This is a genomic window from Curvibacter sp. Hmag1.1 (assembly GCF_059769165.1).
On sequence record NZ_JBMBGX010000002.1, the window covers coordinates 2096494 to 2110412 of the forward strand.

General features: G+C 60.7%; 11 protein-coding genes. 7 read left to right on the forward strand and 4 right to left on the reverse strand.

Annotated elements, in window-relative coordinates; all coding sequences use genetic code 11:
* Positions 1-28: 28 nt before the first annotated feature.
* Positions 29-1231, reverse strand: a complete 1203-nt coding sequence (locus ACOAP0_RS10570) for an ammonium transporter (protein WP_498391404.1) — start codon at positions 1229-1231, stop codon at positions 29-31.
* A gap of 270 nt (positions 1232-1501) precedes the next feature.
* Between ACOAP0_RS10570 and metX the strand changes: the two genes are divergently transcribed.
* The 6 genes from metX to ACOAP0_RS10600 all read left to right on the forward strand — a co-directional run bounded on the left by metX (position 1502) and on the right by ACOAP0_RS10600 (position 8372).
* Entirely contained in the window at positions 1502-2650 is a 1149-nt protein-coding gene (gene metX, locus ACOAP0_RS10575) for a homoserine O-succinyltransferase MetX (protein WP_498376363.1), read from the forward strand.
* Complete coding sequence (gene metW, locus ACOAP0_RS10580) at positions 2647-3228, forward strand: methionine biosynthesis protein MetW (RefSeq protein WP_087495830.1); 582 nt, start codon at positions 2647-2649, stop codon at positions 3226-3228. The genes metX and metW overlap by 4 nt, the downstream gene beginning before the upstream one ends.
* An 88-nt stretch (positions 3229-3316) precedes the next feature.
* Entirely contained in the window at positions 3317-4795 is a 1479-nt protein-coding gene (locus ACOAP0_RS10585) for a M20/M25/M40 family metallo-hydrolase (RefSeq protein ID WP_498376364.1), read from the forward strand.
* A 14-nt stretch (positions 4796-4809) separates the two neighbouring features.
* Entirely contained in the window at positions 4810-5652 is an 843-nt protein-coding gene (locus ACOAP0_RS10590) for an alpha/beta hydrolase (RefSeq protein ID WP_498376365.1), read from the forward strand.
* Positions 5653-7743 (forward strand): putative bifunctional diguanylate cyclase/phosphodiesterase, encoded by a 2091-nt coding sequence (locus ACOAP0_RS10595; protein ID WP_498376366.1) that lies wholly within the window; start codon positions 5653-5655, stop codon positions 7741-7743.
* Between the two features lie 29 nt (positions 7744-7772).
* Positions 7773-8372, forward strand: coding sequence for a chalcone isomerase family protein (locus tag ACOAP0_RS10600; protein ID WP_498376367.1), 600 nt, complete (start codon positions 7773-7775; stop codon positions 8370-8372).
* Here the strand turns inward: ACOAP0_RS10600 and ACOAP0_RS10605 are convergent.
* The 3 genes from ACOAP0_RS10605 to ACOAP0_RS10615 all read right to left on the reverse strand — a co-directional run bounded on the left by ACOAP0_RS10605 (position 8347) and on the right by ACOAP0_RS10615 (position 11451).
* Positions 8347-9516 carry an MFS transporter gene (locus tag ACOAP0_RS10605; protein WP_498376368.1) on the reverse strand — a complete coding sequence of 390 codons (1170 nt, stop codon included), beginning with the start codon at positions 9514-9516 and terminating at the stop codon, positions 8347-8349. The two genes, ACOAP0_RS10600 and ACOAP0_RS10605, sit on opposite strands and share 26 nt — an antisense overlap.
* On the reverse strand, positions 9513-10238 hold the full coding sequence (locus ACOAP0_RS10610; protein ID WP_498376369.1) for a 16S rRNA (uracil(1498)-N(3))-methyltransferase: 726 nt from the start codon (positions 10236-10238) through the stop codon (positions 9513-9515). The genes ACOAP0_RS10605 and ACOAP0_RS10610 overlap by 4 nt, the downstream gene beginning before the upstream one ends.
* Positions 10239-10314: 76 nt before the next feature.
* Entirely contained in the window at positions 10315-11451 is a 1137-nt protein-coding gene (locus ACOAP0_RS10615) for an aminoglycoside phosphotransferase family protein (protein ID WP_498376370.1), read from the reverse strand.
* 90 nt (positions 11452-11541) lie between these two features.
* Here ACOAP0_RS10615 and ACOAP0_RS10620 point away from each other — a divergent pair, with 90 nt between their 5' ends.
* Positions 11542-13914: an LPS-assembly protein LptD gene (locus ACOAP0_RS10620; RefSeq protein ID WP_498376371.1), complete on the forward strand. Its 2373-nt coding sequence runs from the start codon at positions 11542-11544 to the stop codon at positions 13912-13914.
* The last annotated feature ends 5 nt before the right edge of the window (positions 13915-13919 follow it).

Sequence of the window (13919 nt, forward strand, 5' to 3'; positions counted from 1 at the left end):
AGCATAGCTATCCGCTTTTGCGGTACGACTACCAGTTGGCTTCCCGCTCCGGCGATGCGCTGATTTTGTGAATGGAGAGGTCCGCGCCGTCGTACTCCTCTTCCTGGCTCATGCGCAGGCCGACGGTAGCCTTGAGCAGTCCGTAAACGACAAAGCCCGCCGCGGCTGCCCATGCCACGCCCATGGCAGTGCCGATGAGCTGGGCCATGAAGTTGACGCCACCCAAGCCGCCGAGGGCAGTGCTACCGAAAATGCCTGCTGCAATGCCACCCCAAGTGCCGCATAGGCCGTGCAGCGGCCACACGCCCAGCACGTCGTCAATCTTCCATTTGTTCTGGGTCAGGGTGAACATCACTACAAAAATGGCGCCTGCCACACCGCCCACCACCAGTGCGCCCAGCGGGTGCATGAGGTCGGAACCGGCGCACACGGCTACCAGACCGGCCAGCGGGCCGTTGTGCACAAAGCCGGGGTCGTTTTTGCCCATGAGCAGGGCTACCAGCGTGCCGCCCACCATGGCCATCAACGAGTTCACCGCCACCAGGCCGGACATTTTGTCTAGCAGCTGTGCGCTCATCACGTTGAAGCCGAACCAGCCCACGATCAAAATCCACGCGCCCAAGGCGAGGAAAGGAGTGCTGCTGGGCGGGTGGGCCGACATGGCGCCATCTTTGCGATAGCGGTTACTCCGTGCACCCAGCAAGAGCACGGCACCCAAAGCGATCCAACCGCCCACGGCGTGCACCACCACGCTACCGGCAAAGTCGTGAAACTCATCGCCGGTAAGCGCCTTGATCCAGGCTTGCACGCCGAAATGCTGGTTCCAGACAATGCCTTCAAAGAAGGGGTAGACCACACCGACGATGACGGCCGTGGCAATGAGCTGCGGCCAGAACTTGGCCCGCTCGGCAATGCCGCCCGAAATGATGGCGGGAATGGCAGCGGCAAAGGTCAGCAGGAAGAAGAACTTCACCAACTCGTAGCCGTTCTTGGCGGCCAGTTGCTCGGCACCGACAAAGAAGGTGGTGCCGTAGGCCACCGCGTACCCGACCACGAAATACACCACCGTAGACACCGAGAAGTCCACCAGGATCTTGACCAACGCGTTCACCTGGTTCTTGCGGCGTACGGTGCCGAGTTCCAGAAAGGCAAAACCGGCGTGCATGGCCAGCACCATGATTGCGCCCAACAAAATGAACAAGGCATCCGCGCCCTGTTTTAGTGCTTCCATACGAGTCCTTTGGTCGTTAAATGCTTTTGATTGGTGCAAAACCATCGAAAAATGGCTTTGCGCACCAAAATAAAGCAAAAAACACGCCAGGCATTCCAAGCTGGTGCACGGTTATGCGATGGACCCCGAAAAAGGCGTCCCTTGCTATACTCGCCACCCACAGCGCCAATTTGCTCCAGCTTGCGGGCGCTTAATAAATTCAGCTAAACACGGACCCGCCTTAAGGCACAGCAACCCGGCCCGCGTTTAGCGCTGCCGGGTTTTGTTTTTATGCTGATTGCCACGCCCCAAACCATGCGCTTTGATACCCCTTTGCTGCTGCAAAGCGGGGAGTCCATCCACGGCTATTCCTTGAGTTACGAGACCTACGGCACGCTCAACGCCGACAAGTCCAATGCGGTGCTGGTCTGCCATGCCCTGAACGCTTCGCACCATGTCGCGGGCGTTTACGAGGGGCAGGACAAGTCCGAAGGCTGGTGGGACAACATGATCGGCCCGGGCAAGTCGGTGGATACGGACAAGTTTTTCGTCATCGGCGTCAACAACCTCGGCTCCTGTTTCGGCTCCACCGGCCCCATGCACACCCACCCCGACACGGGCAAGGTCTATGGCGCGGACTTTCCCGTGGTCACCGTCGAAGATTGGGTGAACGCCCAAGCGAAATTGTTGGACGCGATGGGTATCGAGACCTTGGCCGCGGTTTTGGGTGGCAGCTTGGGCGGGATGCAAGCCCTGAGCTGGACGCTGCAATACCCCGAGCGCATGCGGCATGCGGTGGTGGTGGCCAGTGCGCCCAACCTCACGGCTGAGAATATTGCGTTCAATGAAGTTGCGCGCCGCGCCATCGTGACCGATCCCGACTTTCATGGCGGTCATTTTTACGAGCATGGCGTCATCCCCAAGCGAGGCCTGCGCATCGCCCGCATGATCGGCCACATCACGTACTTGAGCGACGACGTGATGAACGAGAAGTTTGGCCGCGAGCTCAAAGACGCCGTGCTGGCCAGCGCCAACGGCTACAAGTACAGCACGCAGGACGTGGAGTTCCAGATCGAGAGCTATCTGCGCTACCAGGGTGACAAGTTTGCGGAGTACTTTGATGCCAACACGTATCTGCTGATCACCCGCGCTCTGGACTACTTTGACCCGGCCAAAGCCTTTGGCGGGGACTTGAGCCGGGCCCTGGCCCGAACCCGCGCCAAGTTTTTGCTGGTGAGCTTTACGACCGATTGGCGCTTCAGCCCCAAACGCAGCCGCGAGGTGGTGAAGGCCTTGTTGGATAACAAGCGCGAGGTCAGTTACGCTGAAATCGATGCACCCCACGGTCATGACGCCTTTTTGCTCGATGACGCCCGTTACATGAGCGTGATGCGCTCTTATTTTGATAGCATTTCCACGGGTTTGGAGGTGGCGGCATGACCGACTTGAATACCTTGCACGCGATTGCCAGTTTGGTGCCTCAAGGTTCGCGGGTGCTCGACCTGGGTTGCGGCGACGGCGCGATGCTGGACTACCTGCAGCGCGAGCGGGGCTGCAGCGGCTACGGCGTGGAGCTGGACGATGCCAATGTGCTGGCTTGTGTCAAACGCGGCGTGAATGTGCTGCAGCTCAACCTCGACCAGGGGCTTACAGTGTTTGAGGACGCCAGCTTCGATGTGGTGTTGCAGATCGACACCCTGCAGCACTTGCGCAATGCCGAAACCATGTTGATTGAGACGGCACGTGTCGGACGGGTGGGCATTGTGGCCTTCCCCAACTTTGCCCATTGGCCCAACCGCCTGAGCATTTTGCAAGGGCGCATGCCCGTGACCAAGCGATTGCCCTACCAGTGGTACGACACGCCCAACATCCGCGTCGGCACCCATGCGGACCTGGCTGTTCTGGCGCAGCGCAATGGTTTGCGCGTGTTGGACAGCTTTGGTTTGCAGGATGGTCAGACGGTCCGCTTTCTTCCCAACCTGCGGGCCGGCACTTCTGTGTACAAATTGGCACGTTAAAGCAGTCGACTGCGGGTAAGCCTCCAGCAAGATTCAGGCTGCGCATGGCATGATGGATGCCCCGCGCCGAATCTGTATCAGGAGCCCCATGAACGCCCGCGTTCCATCCTCTGTATTCAATACCGCCCAGGCCCTTGAGCACGTCAGTGCTGCCTGGGACACGGACATCGTCCATCGTTTGGAGGAGTACATCCGTATTCCGGCCAAGTCGCCGATGTTTGACGCGCAATGGTCGGAGGCCGGTTTGCTGGACACCGTGGTGCGCAATACCGCCCAGTGGATCGAGGCCCAGAAAGTTCCCGGCTTGCAGCTGGAGGTCATCCGGCTCGAGGGTCGTACTCCGGTTATCTTTTTTGAAATACCCGCCAGTGGTGGTGAGGCGGGCGAGGTACCCGCATCCGGCGAAACCGTGCTCATGTATGGCCACTTGGACAAGCAGCCGGAGTTCTCAGGTTGGCGCAACGACCTTGGGCCCTGGACCCCCAAATACGAGGACGGCAAGCTGTATGGCCGTGGCGGCGCGGACGACGGCTACGCTGCCTATGCGGCGATTGCCGCACTGCAGGCGCTCAAAGACCAGAAGCTGCGTCACCCGCGAGTGGTCGGCCTGATCGAGACCTGCGAGGAAAGTGGCTCTTACGACCTGCTCCACTATGTCGACGCACTCAAGCCCCGCTTGGGTGATGTGGGGCTGGTGGTGTGCCTGGACTCCGGAGCCGGCAATTACGACCAGTTGTGGTTGACCAACAGCCTGCGTGGCATGGCCAGCGGCGTCTTGAAGGTCGAAATCCTGACCGAGGGCATTCACTCGGGAGATGCTAGTGGCCTCGTGCCTTCGAGCTTCCGCATCCTGCGCCAGGTGTTGGACCGCCTGGAGGACAGCAAAACCGGCCATTTGTTGCCTGCCAACTTCCACTGCGAAGTCCCTGCCGAGCGCATGCAGCAAGCGCGCGCGACTGCCGGAATACTGGGTGATGAATTATTCAAGCGCTTTCCCTGGGCGCACTATGACTGCGGTGGCGCCACTACCTTCGCGTTGCCCACCACCTCGGACCCGCTGGAGGCCTTGCTCAAGCGCACTTGGCAGCCCACGCTGAGTGTCACCGGGGCAGATGGCTTTCCCGACATCAAAAATGCCGGAAACGTGCTGCGGCCTTACACCGCGTTCAAGTTGAGCTTGCGTCTGCCACCTTTGGTGGAGGCGGCTTCTGCCGTCCAGGAGTTGAAGACGCTCTTGGAAGACAACGCGCCATATCAAGCCAAAGTCACGTTTGAAGGGCTGTCCAGCGCCACCGGCTGGAATGCTCCGGATACCGCGCCCTGGTTCGATGCGGCATTGAATGACGCTTCGAATGCGCACTTCGGAGCGCCCTGTGGCCACATTGGTCAGGGCGGTACGATCCCGCTCATGAACATGCTGTCCAAGGGCTTCCCGAAAGCACAGATGATGGTGTGTGGTGTGCTGGGCCCCAAGAGCAATGCCCATGGACCGAATGAGTTTTTGCATGTGCCGTATGCCAAAAAACTCACTGCCGCAGTGGCACAGGTGATTTCCCGTTTTCCTTGAACCGGTAGCAAAGCATGGCTTCTGAATCCACTCTGAGTACCTTCACCGCCAGCGACGGCGAAAACCTCGCCGTCCAGGATTGGCCGTTGGAGCCGGGCATGACGCCCCGCGGCGTTGTGCTCATCGTCCACGGGCTGGGCGAGCATGCCGGACGCTATGACCATGTCGCGCAACAACTCAATGCCTGGGGCTTTGCAGTGCGCGGCTACGACCAGTGCGGCCACGGCGAAAGCAGCGGCTTGCCTGGTAGTCTGCCCTCCGACACCCGCATGCTGGATGACCTGGCCGACATCATCGACAGTACACGTGCCCGCTTGGAACCCGCCACTCCGCTGATTCTGTTGGGACACAGCATGGGCGGTCTGGTGACCGGGCGCTTTGTGTCCTTAGGTCTACGCAAGGTAGAGGCGCTCATCATGTCCTCCCCTGCCCTGAATCCGGGCATGAATGCCTTCCAGAAATTCCTGGTTGCGGTGTTGCCGAAAATCGCCCCCAACCTGCGCGTAGGCAATGGCCTGAACCCCGCCTTCATTTCGCATGACCCCGCCGTGGTGAAGGCCTACACCACGGACCCACTGGTGCATGACCGCATCTCCGCCCGACTGGCCCGCTTTTTCTCTACCGAGGGGCCGGCTACCGTTGCTGCCGCCCCGCAATGGAAGGTTCCCACCTTGCTGATGTATGCAGGGGATGATCGTCTGGTGAACCCGCAGGGCAGCCGTGACTTTGTGGCTGCGGCCCCCAAAGACCAGGTGACCTCGGTGTGCTTTGATGCGCTGTACCACGAGATCCTCAACGAGAAAGATGCCACACCGGTGTTTGCCGCCATGCGCAGCTGGCTGGACCAGCGGTTTTGAGTGCAGCCCAGCATTGAACCCGGGGTAACTCCGTTGGCATCCATTCCGTTGAGCTGGAAGAAGTTGCGCTTGCGAATCCGCGAGGGCTTGCCCCTGCGCTACACCATGATGTTGGTGGTGGTGATCGGCGTGACCCTGCCTGCGATTCTGTTGCTCACGCTCGAGCAACAACTGGCGGAAAAGTCCCAGAAAGCCTTGCTGGCACAGAGTGAAACTGCCCTGATGAAGATCGGCAGTGTGTCTATTGCCGAGCCGATGTGGGTGGTGGATCGCGTGGCTCTGGATGCCGCAGCCGCCCGCTTGCTGGAGAGCCCGCAGGTCGTAGCGGTACGTATCGAGGACGGGCTGGCCAATACCCCGGAGATGGAGCGCATCCGGCCGGACTTTGCCGGCTCGTTGGACAAAGATACGTCCGCCGGCCGGTTGACCCGCCGCACGCAAAGTGTGATCCGATCAGGGGAGCCCCTGGGCACACTGGTGGTCTGGTTTGACGCCTCTTACGGCCAGGGCCTGTTGCAGGCGCGGCGCGACCAGATGCTGGTGCTGGTGGCCTTGCAGGTGCTGGCCATTCTGGCGGTGCTGATGCCGGTGCTGGTGTCCCGCGTGCTGCGTCCTATCGAGCGACTGAAAGAACACGCCAGCGCTTTGCTGGACCACAGTCGGGACGACGGCCCGGGCCAGGTGTTTGTATGGCGCAGGCAGGACGAGCTCGGTCTGTTGGGCCGCCATTTGGGCCGTGTGCAAGAGGAGTTGCGCGGCCTGTTCACCCAGCTCGGTAACAAGAATGCGCAGCTGCAGCAAATGGCGTTTTACGACCAGCTGACCGGCTTGCCGAACCGCTCGCTGTTTATCGATCTGGTGCAGCGTGAAATGCTGTCTGCACAGCGCAACCAACAGCAATTTGGCATCTTCTTCATCGATCTGGACCGCTTCAAGGCCGTCAATGACTCTATGGGTCACGCGGCCGGCGATGCCTTGCTGATTGAAGTGGCGCGTCGATTGCGCGAGGTGTTGCGTGAGGTGGATGTGGTCTGCCGCCAGAGCGGCGATGAGTTTTTGGTGCTGGTGCGTGACATTGAGCACTGGGAGTCTCTGGGCGAAATGGCGCAGCGGGTCTTGCGCTCCATTGAGGCACCGGTGGTGTTGGCCAATGCCCCCGTCAAGGTGTCAGCCAGTATCGGTATTTCTCTCTACCCCGAAGATGGGCAGGACTTTGAGACCCTGGTCAAGCATGCCGATATCGCGGTGTACCAAGCCAAGACGCTGGGGCGCGCCAGGTACAGCTACTTCCACTCCGAGCTGAATTCCCGCCTGCAGGCCAACCTGGAGTTGGAGCAGGAGCTGGCTTACGCGATCGGCCATGACCAGCTGGTGCTGCACTACCAGCCGCAGGTCTGCGCCAAAACCGGCGAGATGGTAGCGGTAGAGGCACTGGTGCGCTGGCAGCACCCGACCCGTGGCCTGCTGTATCCCGCCCAGTTCATCGGGCTGGCAGAAGAGTCGGGGCGTATTGCCGAGATGGGTGTCTGGACTCTCCGGGAGGCCTGCCGCCAGTTGGCGGACTGGTCCGCGCGTGGCATCCATATCGGCAACATGGCGGTCAATGTGTCAGCGCTGGAGTTCCGTGACCACCGTTTGCTCGACAGTCTGCAGGCAGCGCTGGACGCCAGCGGCATTCCTCCGCAGCGCCTTGAAATTGAGATCACCGAGAGTGTGCTGATGGCGGAAACCGAAACCAGCCAGCGCATCATCGAACGCTTGCGCCAGATCGGGGTTGGCATTGCGATTGATGACTTCGGTACCGGCTATTCCTCGCTGGCCTATCTCAAGCGCCTGCGACCCAACCAGCTCAAGATCGACCGCTCTTTCGTTAACGATACAGCCACCGACAGCGACTCTCGCGCCATTGTCAAAGGCGTGGTGGGACTGGCCGAGGCCTTGAGCCTGAATGTGGTCGCTGAAGGGGTGGAGACCGAAGAGCAGCGTGCCTTCCTGCAGGACATCGGCTGTCACACCCTGCAGGGTTATTGGATCGCAAAACCACTGACGGTGGAGGCCTTGGAGCAGTGGCTCCTGAACCGACGAACATAATTTTTACAAGAGAAAAGGGAGAGAAAAAGATGACAACACCAACGCACCATCACCTTCGCGCCAGTGTCCTGACACTGGCTCTTTGGAGTGCCATCGGGACGGTGGCAGTGCAAGCCCATGCGGCGACGGTGAGCAGCAACTTCGAAGCGAAGGCCGCGGTGCACGGCGTGCCTTTGCAGCTCAATGGCGCGGGTACCCGTTACAAGGCGATTTTCCGTGTGTACGACATGGCGCTGTATACCTCTGCCAAGGGCAACACCCCTGAGGCCATCATTGCGATGCCGGGCCCCAAGCGCCTCAGTTTCGTGGCGCTGCGCGATCTGCCGGGCACGGACCTCGGTATCGCTTTCATCAAAGGCCTGTCCAGCAACTCGCCGGCGGACCAAGTGCAAAAGCACGCTGCATCCAGCACCCGCTTGATCGAGATTTTTTCGGGCAAGCCCAAGCTCACAGCAGGCGATACCTTCGCCATGGAATTTGTGCCCGGCAAAGGCACCACCTTTTACATTCAGGGCCAAGCCCAGGGCGCGCCCATCGGAGACGCCGAGTTTTTTGACATGGTGTTCAAGATCTGGATCGGCCCGGTCCCGGCCGACTTCAAGCTCAAGGACGCGCTGCTCGGCCTTTGACCTGCAGCCACAACAGGCCAGCTGCGGTGAGGACCAGTGGAGGGATGGAGCCGATGTTCAACCATGTCCAGCCCTGCGTCACCACCAGTGCGCCTGAGGCCAATGAGCTCAGGGCCATCACGGCAAACACGCAGAAGTTGACGGCTGCCTGGGCACGGTCTTTTTCCTCGGGGCGATAAGCCGTCAGCGCCAATGTGGTGCTGCCGGTGAACAAGAAATTCCAGCCCACACCCAGCAGGAACAAAGAAAGCACAAACTGCTGCAGTTCCACACCACTCAACGCGATGGCCACACACAAGAGATTGAGCGCCACGCCGACGGCCATGATGTGCAAGGTGCCGAAGCGCTTGATCAGGTGACCGGTGAAAAACCCCGGTGCGAACATGCCGATGACATGCCATTCCAGCACGAAGGCTGCGTCGTCAAAACCCAGACCACATTGCTGCATGGCCAACGGCGTGGCTGCCATCAGCAGGTTCATGACTCCGTAGCCCATGGCGGCGCTCAGGCAGGCCACGACGAATGCGGGCTGCTGCGCGATCTCGCTCAGGGGGCGACCGGTAGAGGTTGCCGCATTCGGCGCCTGGTGTGCCGGAAAACGGACGAACGCCATCAGCACCATGGCCAGCAGCCCCACGCCGGCCAGCACCAGGTAGGCACCCGTGAACGGCACCTCCATGAGCGTGCGTGTGCGGGCCGCGAGGTTGGGCCCGGCAATCGCGCCGATGAGGCCGCCCGCCAGCACCAGAGAAACAGCTTTTTCCCGGAATGCAGGCAATGCCAGTTCCGCCGCTGCAAAACGGTAGAGCTGGCCGTTGGCGCTGTAGTAGCCGGCTACGACGGTTGCGGCGACCAGGCCCCAGAACTGATGGGCAGCCACGGCCCACGCGCCGGCCAGCGCGGATGCCACTGCCACCACCAGCCCGATCTGGAAAGAGGTCCGCCGCCCGAAGCGCGCCTGCGTAGCAGCCACCAGAGGCGTCGCCAAAGCACCGCCCACCACATAGCCCATGACAGGCAAAGTCGCCATCCACCCGTAAGGGGCCATGCTCAAACCCACCAGGCCGTTGATGGCAATAAAGGTGACGTTGTTGGTGAGGAATAGCCCTTGGCACAGAGCGAGTAGCCAAAGGCTGCGGTTCATGGTTGAGTCAGTAAAGTGAGTGCTGCCAGTGCAGCGGTTTCGGCCCGCAGAACGCGGGGGCCCAGGGAAGCCGGGGAGAAGCCGGCGGCAATAGCGGCCTCTTCTTCATGGCTGCTCAAGCCCCCTTCGGGACCGGATAGAAACCAGACCGGTGCCGGGCCGGAGGGCAAGGAGGCCACTGGGGTGCTACCGGCACGCAAAGAGAGCAGCAAACGTTGCGGGATATCTGATTGCGCGCTAGGGCTTTTGAGCCACTGAGCCAGCGTCTGCATGGGGTGCACCACGGGCACCATGTTGCCACCGCACTGTTCGCAGGCCGCCACCGCTACGCTTTGCCAGTGAGCCACTTTCTTTTCGGCCCGCTCACCGCTGAGCTTGAGCACACTGCGTTCCGTCATCAGGGGCTGGATGCTGGCCACACCGAGTTCGGTGGCCTTCTCCACCAGCCAGTCCATGCGGTCGTTGGCGGGCATGCCCACGGCGAGGTGAATCTGACGCGCCGGCTCGCGGGCCACGGTGCGCCGCTGCCCGACCTGAACCGCCACATCGCTGCGGCCCATGCGGGTGACGGTGGCGTCGAATTCGTCAGCGCTTTGTCCATCAAACAGGGTAATGCTGTCGCCGGGTTGCAGGCGCAGCACCTGCACATGGCGCGCGGCTCCCGCTGGCAGTTCCAGAGCGGTGTCGCTGACCAGCGCCGCAGCGCAGAAAAAACGGGGCATAAAAGGGTAAGCCGGAGCTTGCTATAAATTCAGGAGCTGCTTGCGCATATTCCACGGGCGCTAGAGCATGATTTGACTATGAGCGACCGAAGGCGAACACATTCGGCACCTCAATGCCCTCCACCTTTTCCACCAAACGCAGCAAGGGCTTGAGCTGGATGTAGCGGCTGCAGGTGCTGCGGATGTAGTCGATAAAGCGGGGCGTGTCGGCCAGGTATTTGGGCTTGCCATCGCGCAGGGTCAGGCGGGCAAAAATGCCGGCAATCTTGAGGTGGCGTTGCAGGCCCATCCATTCCACGCCACGGTAAAACTCACCAAAGTCGTCGCCTACCGGCAAGCCGGCTTTGCGGGCTTTTTCCCAGTAGCGGATGGTCACGTCAAGGCAGAAGTCCTCGTCCCAGGTCAAAAACGCATCGCGCATCAGGCTGGCAATGTCGTAGGTGATGGGGCCGTAGACGGCATCCTGGAAGTCCAGCACACCAAGGTAGCGCGGATCGGCTTTGGAAGGTATTTCCGCAAGATCGGGCACCATCAGGTTGCGCGGCATGAAGTCCCGGTGCACATAGACACTCGGCCAGGACAGGTTGTTCTGTATCAGCAAGGCAAATGTGTCGTCCAGCGTCTTGCGCATGGGTGCATCAAGGGTGAAGTTCCGGTGGCGGACTATGTACCACTCAGGAAAAAGCTCCAGCTCGCGGCGCAGCAAAGCCTCGTCATACGGAGGCAGCACACCCGGGGCCGAGGCCAGCTGCCATTGCACCAGGGTGTCGACGGCATGCAGGTACAGGTCCAGCGGAGGCTTTGCCGGGTCTATCGTTTGCATCATCGTGAGCGTGCCCAGGTCGGTGAGCAGCATGAAGCCGTCGGCTTCGTCCCAAGCCAGTATTTTCGGGGCACGCAGGCCCGCGTGGTTCAGCAGGGCGGCAATGTCTACAAAGGGTTTGCAGTTCTCTTTGTCCGGTGGCGCATCCATGATGACCAGACTGCCCCGACCGCTTTGCACCCGGAAATAGCGGCGAAAGCTTGCATCGGCGGAGGCCAAACCCAGCGTCGCCGGCTCCAGCGAAAAACCGGATTGCAGGCTGTTGAACCACGCATGGAAGCGTTGTTCGCGCGCGATATCAGCCCAGACAATCGGTTGCGGGGCGGGAGCGGCGGGGGCGGTAGGGGAAGGGGGCGTGGCTGAGGACACGGTGTGAGGGCTTGGGGTCATGGATAATCCATTCTACAAACCCACGCTCTGCCGCCTTGTGCGGCCCGGTGTGGATTCCTGATCCAACTCCTGGTTTCTGCCCTTCGCCCCATGCGTTTTCCTTTGCGCGCCCTGCCCCCCCGGGCGCCTGTCTGCCGGCCACCGCTGACCCGCCTTGTGGCTCTGGTGGCCTTGGCATGCGCGCAGATGTCCGTTCAGGCGCAGGAAACCTCGGACGAAGCGCCACTCACGCTCAACAGTTCTCCGCGCTTGCAGGAGGGCATAGGCCAAGCCCAGCTGGATGCCGCGCCGGTTTTCTTGATGGGTGAGCAGATCACCGGTCGTCCTGACCTCGAAACCATCGTCCAGGGCCAGGCGGAAATGCGTAAGCCCGGCACCGTGATCAAGGCCGATCGGTTGGAGTACTTCGCACCGGATGACCGGGCCCGGGCTATGGGTAACGTGCGCATCAACCGCAATGGCAATGTGTTTGAGGGTCCGTCGCTGGACCTCAAGGTGGAAGCCTTCGAGGGGACCTTCGAGTCACCGACCTATCGCTTTCTGCAGAACGATGCACATGGTGATGCTTCCAAGGCCGAGTTCATTGATCCGGACCGCACCGTTGTGCGCAATGCCACGTATACCACCTGCAGGCGGAAACCTGGCCCGGATTGGGTGCCAGACTGGGTCTTGCGGGCAGCAGATATCGAGTTCGATACCGGCGAAGATGTGGGCATTGCCCATGGCGCCTACCTGCACTTCATGGATGTGCCCATTCTGCCGGTGCCGGCAATCAGCTTTCCTTTGAGTGACGCCCGCAAATCCGGTGTCATGCCGCCCACCATCGGATTGGGCGACGTGAATGGCACAGAACTGAGCGTGCCTTACTACTGGAATATTGCGCCCAACCGGGACGCTACCGTTACCCCTACTGTGATGACGGCGCGGGGCGTGACCGTGGCCGGTGAGTTCCGTTACCTGGAGCCCACCTATTCCGGTGTGCTGCGGGCGAATTACATGCCATCGGACAAACTGCGCAGCGCCGACCGTTGGGGTGCGACGGTGAACCAGACCGGCAATCTCGGAACGGATCTCGGTAATGTGGCCTACACCTTGAACCTGAACCGGGTGAGCGATGACAACTACTGGAGTGATTTCAGCAGCATAGGGTCCCTGACGTCGCGTACCCTGGCCAACGACATGCAAGCAACGTGGGCCCGCTCAGGCTACACCGTGACGGGACGTTCCCTGAAGTGGCAAACTTTGCAGTCCAGCAGTTCGGTGATCACGCCGCCCTATGACCAGACCCAGTTGAATGTGCAGTACAGCCAGCTCAATGACCGCGGCTTTGACTGGTCTGTACAAGGCGATATGTCGCAGTTTGAGTCGGACAAAAGTCTGACGAAACAACCAAATACTCAGCGTCTGTATGGCTTGGCTCAAGTAAGCCGGCCGTTCATTGCACCGGAGGGCTACATCACGCCCAAGTTGCAGTTGCACACATCGGCATACCAATTTGACTCAACGCTCAGCAATGGCAATCGCTCCGCTGACAGCACGGTACCGACGTTCAGCCTGGATGCGGGGCTGGTATTCGAGCGTGAGACGGCCTGGCGCGACCGCGACCTCGTCCAGACGCTGGAGCCGCGCCTGTTCTATGTGCGCACGCCCTACCGCAATCAAAGCTACCTGCCCAACTACGACACGGCCGCCAGCGATTTCAACTTCGCCAGCATCTTTACCGAGAATGCTTACGTCGGCCACGACAAGATTTCCGACAACAACCTGCTCACCTTCGGCCTGACCACCCGCTTCCTGGACGCACAGACGGGTGAGCAACTGGCCCGCTTCGGGGTCGCCCAGCGCTACCGCTTTGAAGACCAGCTAGTTACCCTCAACTCCACGACCTCGCCGGCTTTGGCGGGTTGGAGCGATGTGATGCTGGGTGCTGGAGTGAATTTCTCCCGCCAGTGGGGTGTTGACTCCACGGTGCAATACAACCCGTTGACGGCCCAGTCCAGCCGCGCCACGGTGGGCGCGCGCTACACGCCGTCACCGTACCGGGTACTCAATGCAGCCTATCGCTTTCAGCGCGACGTCAGCGAGCAGATCGATTTCAGCTGGCAATGGCCTTTGAATGATTTGTGGGGCGATGCGGACCAGTTCTCCGGTACCGGCAAGGGCCTTGGCGAAGGTCGCTACTATGCCGTGGGCCGACTCAACTACAGCTTGAATGAAAGTCGCATGGTCGATACCCTGCTGGGCGTCGAGTACGATGCGGGCTGCTGGCTGGCCCGGGTCGTGGTGGGGCGTGTGCAAACCAGCAGTACGTCCTCGACCAGCAGTATCAAATTCGAGCTGGAGTTCGTCGGCTTTACCCGCTTGGGAGTCAGCCCCTTGCAGACCCTGAAATCCAATATTTCGCGTTACCAGAACTTGCGTGAAACAGGTGGCTCCAACAGCCGCTTCAGTAACTACGATTGAAAACC

Excerpts from the sequence above, each read along its gene's own strand:
- ACOAP0_RS10570 (WP_498391404.1), bottom strand. The coding sequence starts at position 1,231 with ATGGAAGCACTAAAACAGGGCGCGGATGCCTTGTTCATTTTGTTGGGC.
- metX (WP_498376363.1), top strand. The coding sequence starts at position 1,502 with ATGCTGATTGCCACGCCCCAAACCATGCGCTTTGATACCCCTTTGCTG.
- metW (WP_087495830.1), top strand. The coding sequence starts at position 2,647 with ATGACCGACTTGAATACCTTGCACGCGATTGCCAGTTTGGTGCCTCAA.
- ACOAP0_RS10585 (WP_498376364.1), top strand. The coding sequence starts at position 3,317 with ATGAACGCCCGCGTTCCATCCTCTGTATTCAATACCGCCCAGGCCCTT.
- ACOAP0_RS10590 (WP_498376365.1), top strand. The coding sequence starts at position 4,810 with ATGGCTTCTGAATCCACTCTGAGTACCTTCACCGCCAGCGACGGCGAA.
- ACOAP0_RS10600 (WP_498376367.1), top strand. The coding sequence starts at position 7,773 with ATGACAACACCAACGCACCATCACCTTCGCGCCAGTGTCCTGACACTG.
- ACOAP0_RS10605 (WP_498376368.1), bottom strand. The coding sequence starts at position 9,516 with ATGAACCGCAGCCTTTGGCTACTCGCTCTGTGCCAAGGGCTATTCCTC.
- ACOAP0_RS10610 (WP_498376369.1), bottom strand. The coding sequence starts at position 10,238 with ATGCCCCGTTTTTTCTGCGCTGCGGCGCTGGTCAGCGACACCGCTCTG.
- ACOAP0_RS10615 (WP_498376370.1), bottom strand. The coding sequence starts at position 11,451 with ATGACCCCAAGCCCTCACACCGTGTCCTCAGCCACGCCCCCTTCCCCT.
- ACOAP0_RS10620 (WP_498376371.1), top strand. The coding sequence starts at position 11,542 with ATGCGTTTTCCTTTGCGCGCCCTGCCCCCCCGGGCGCCTGTCTGCCGG.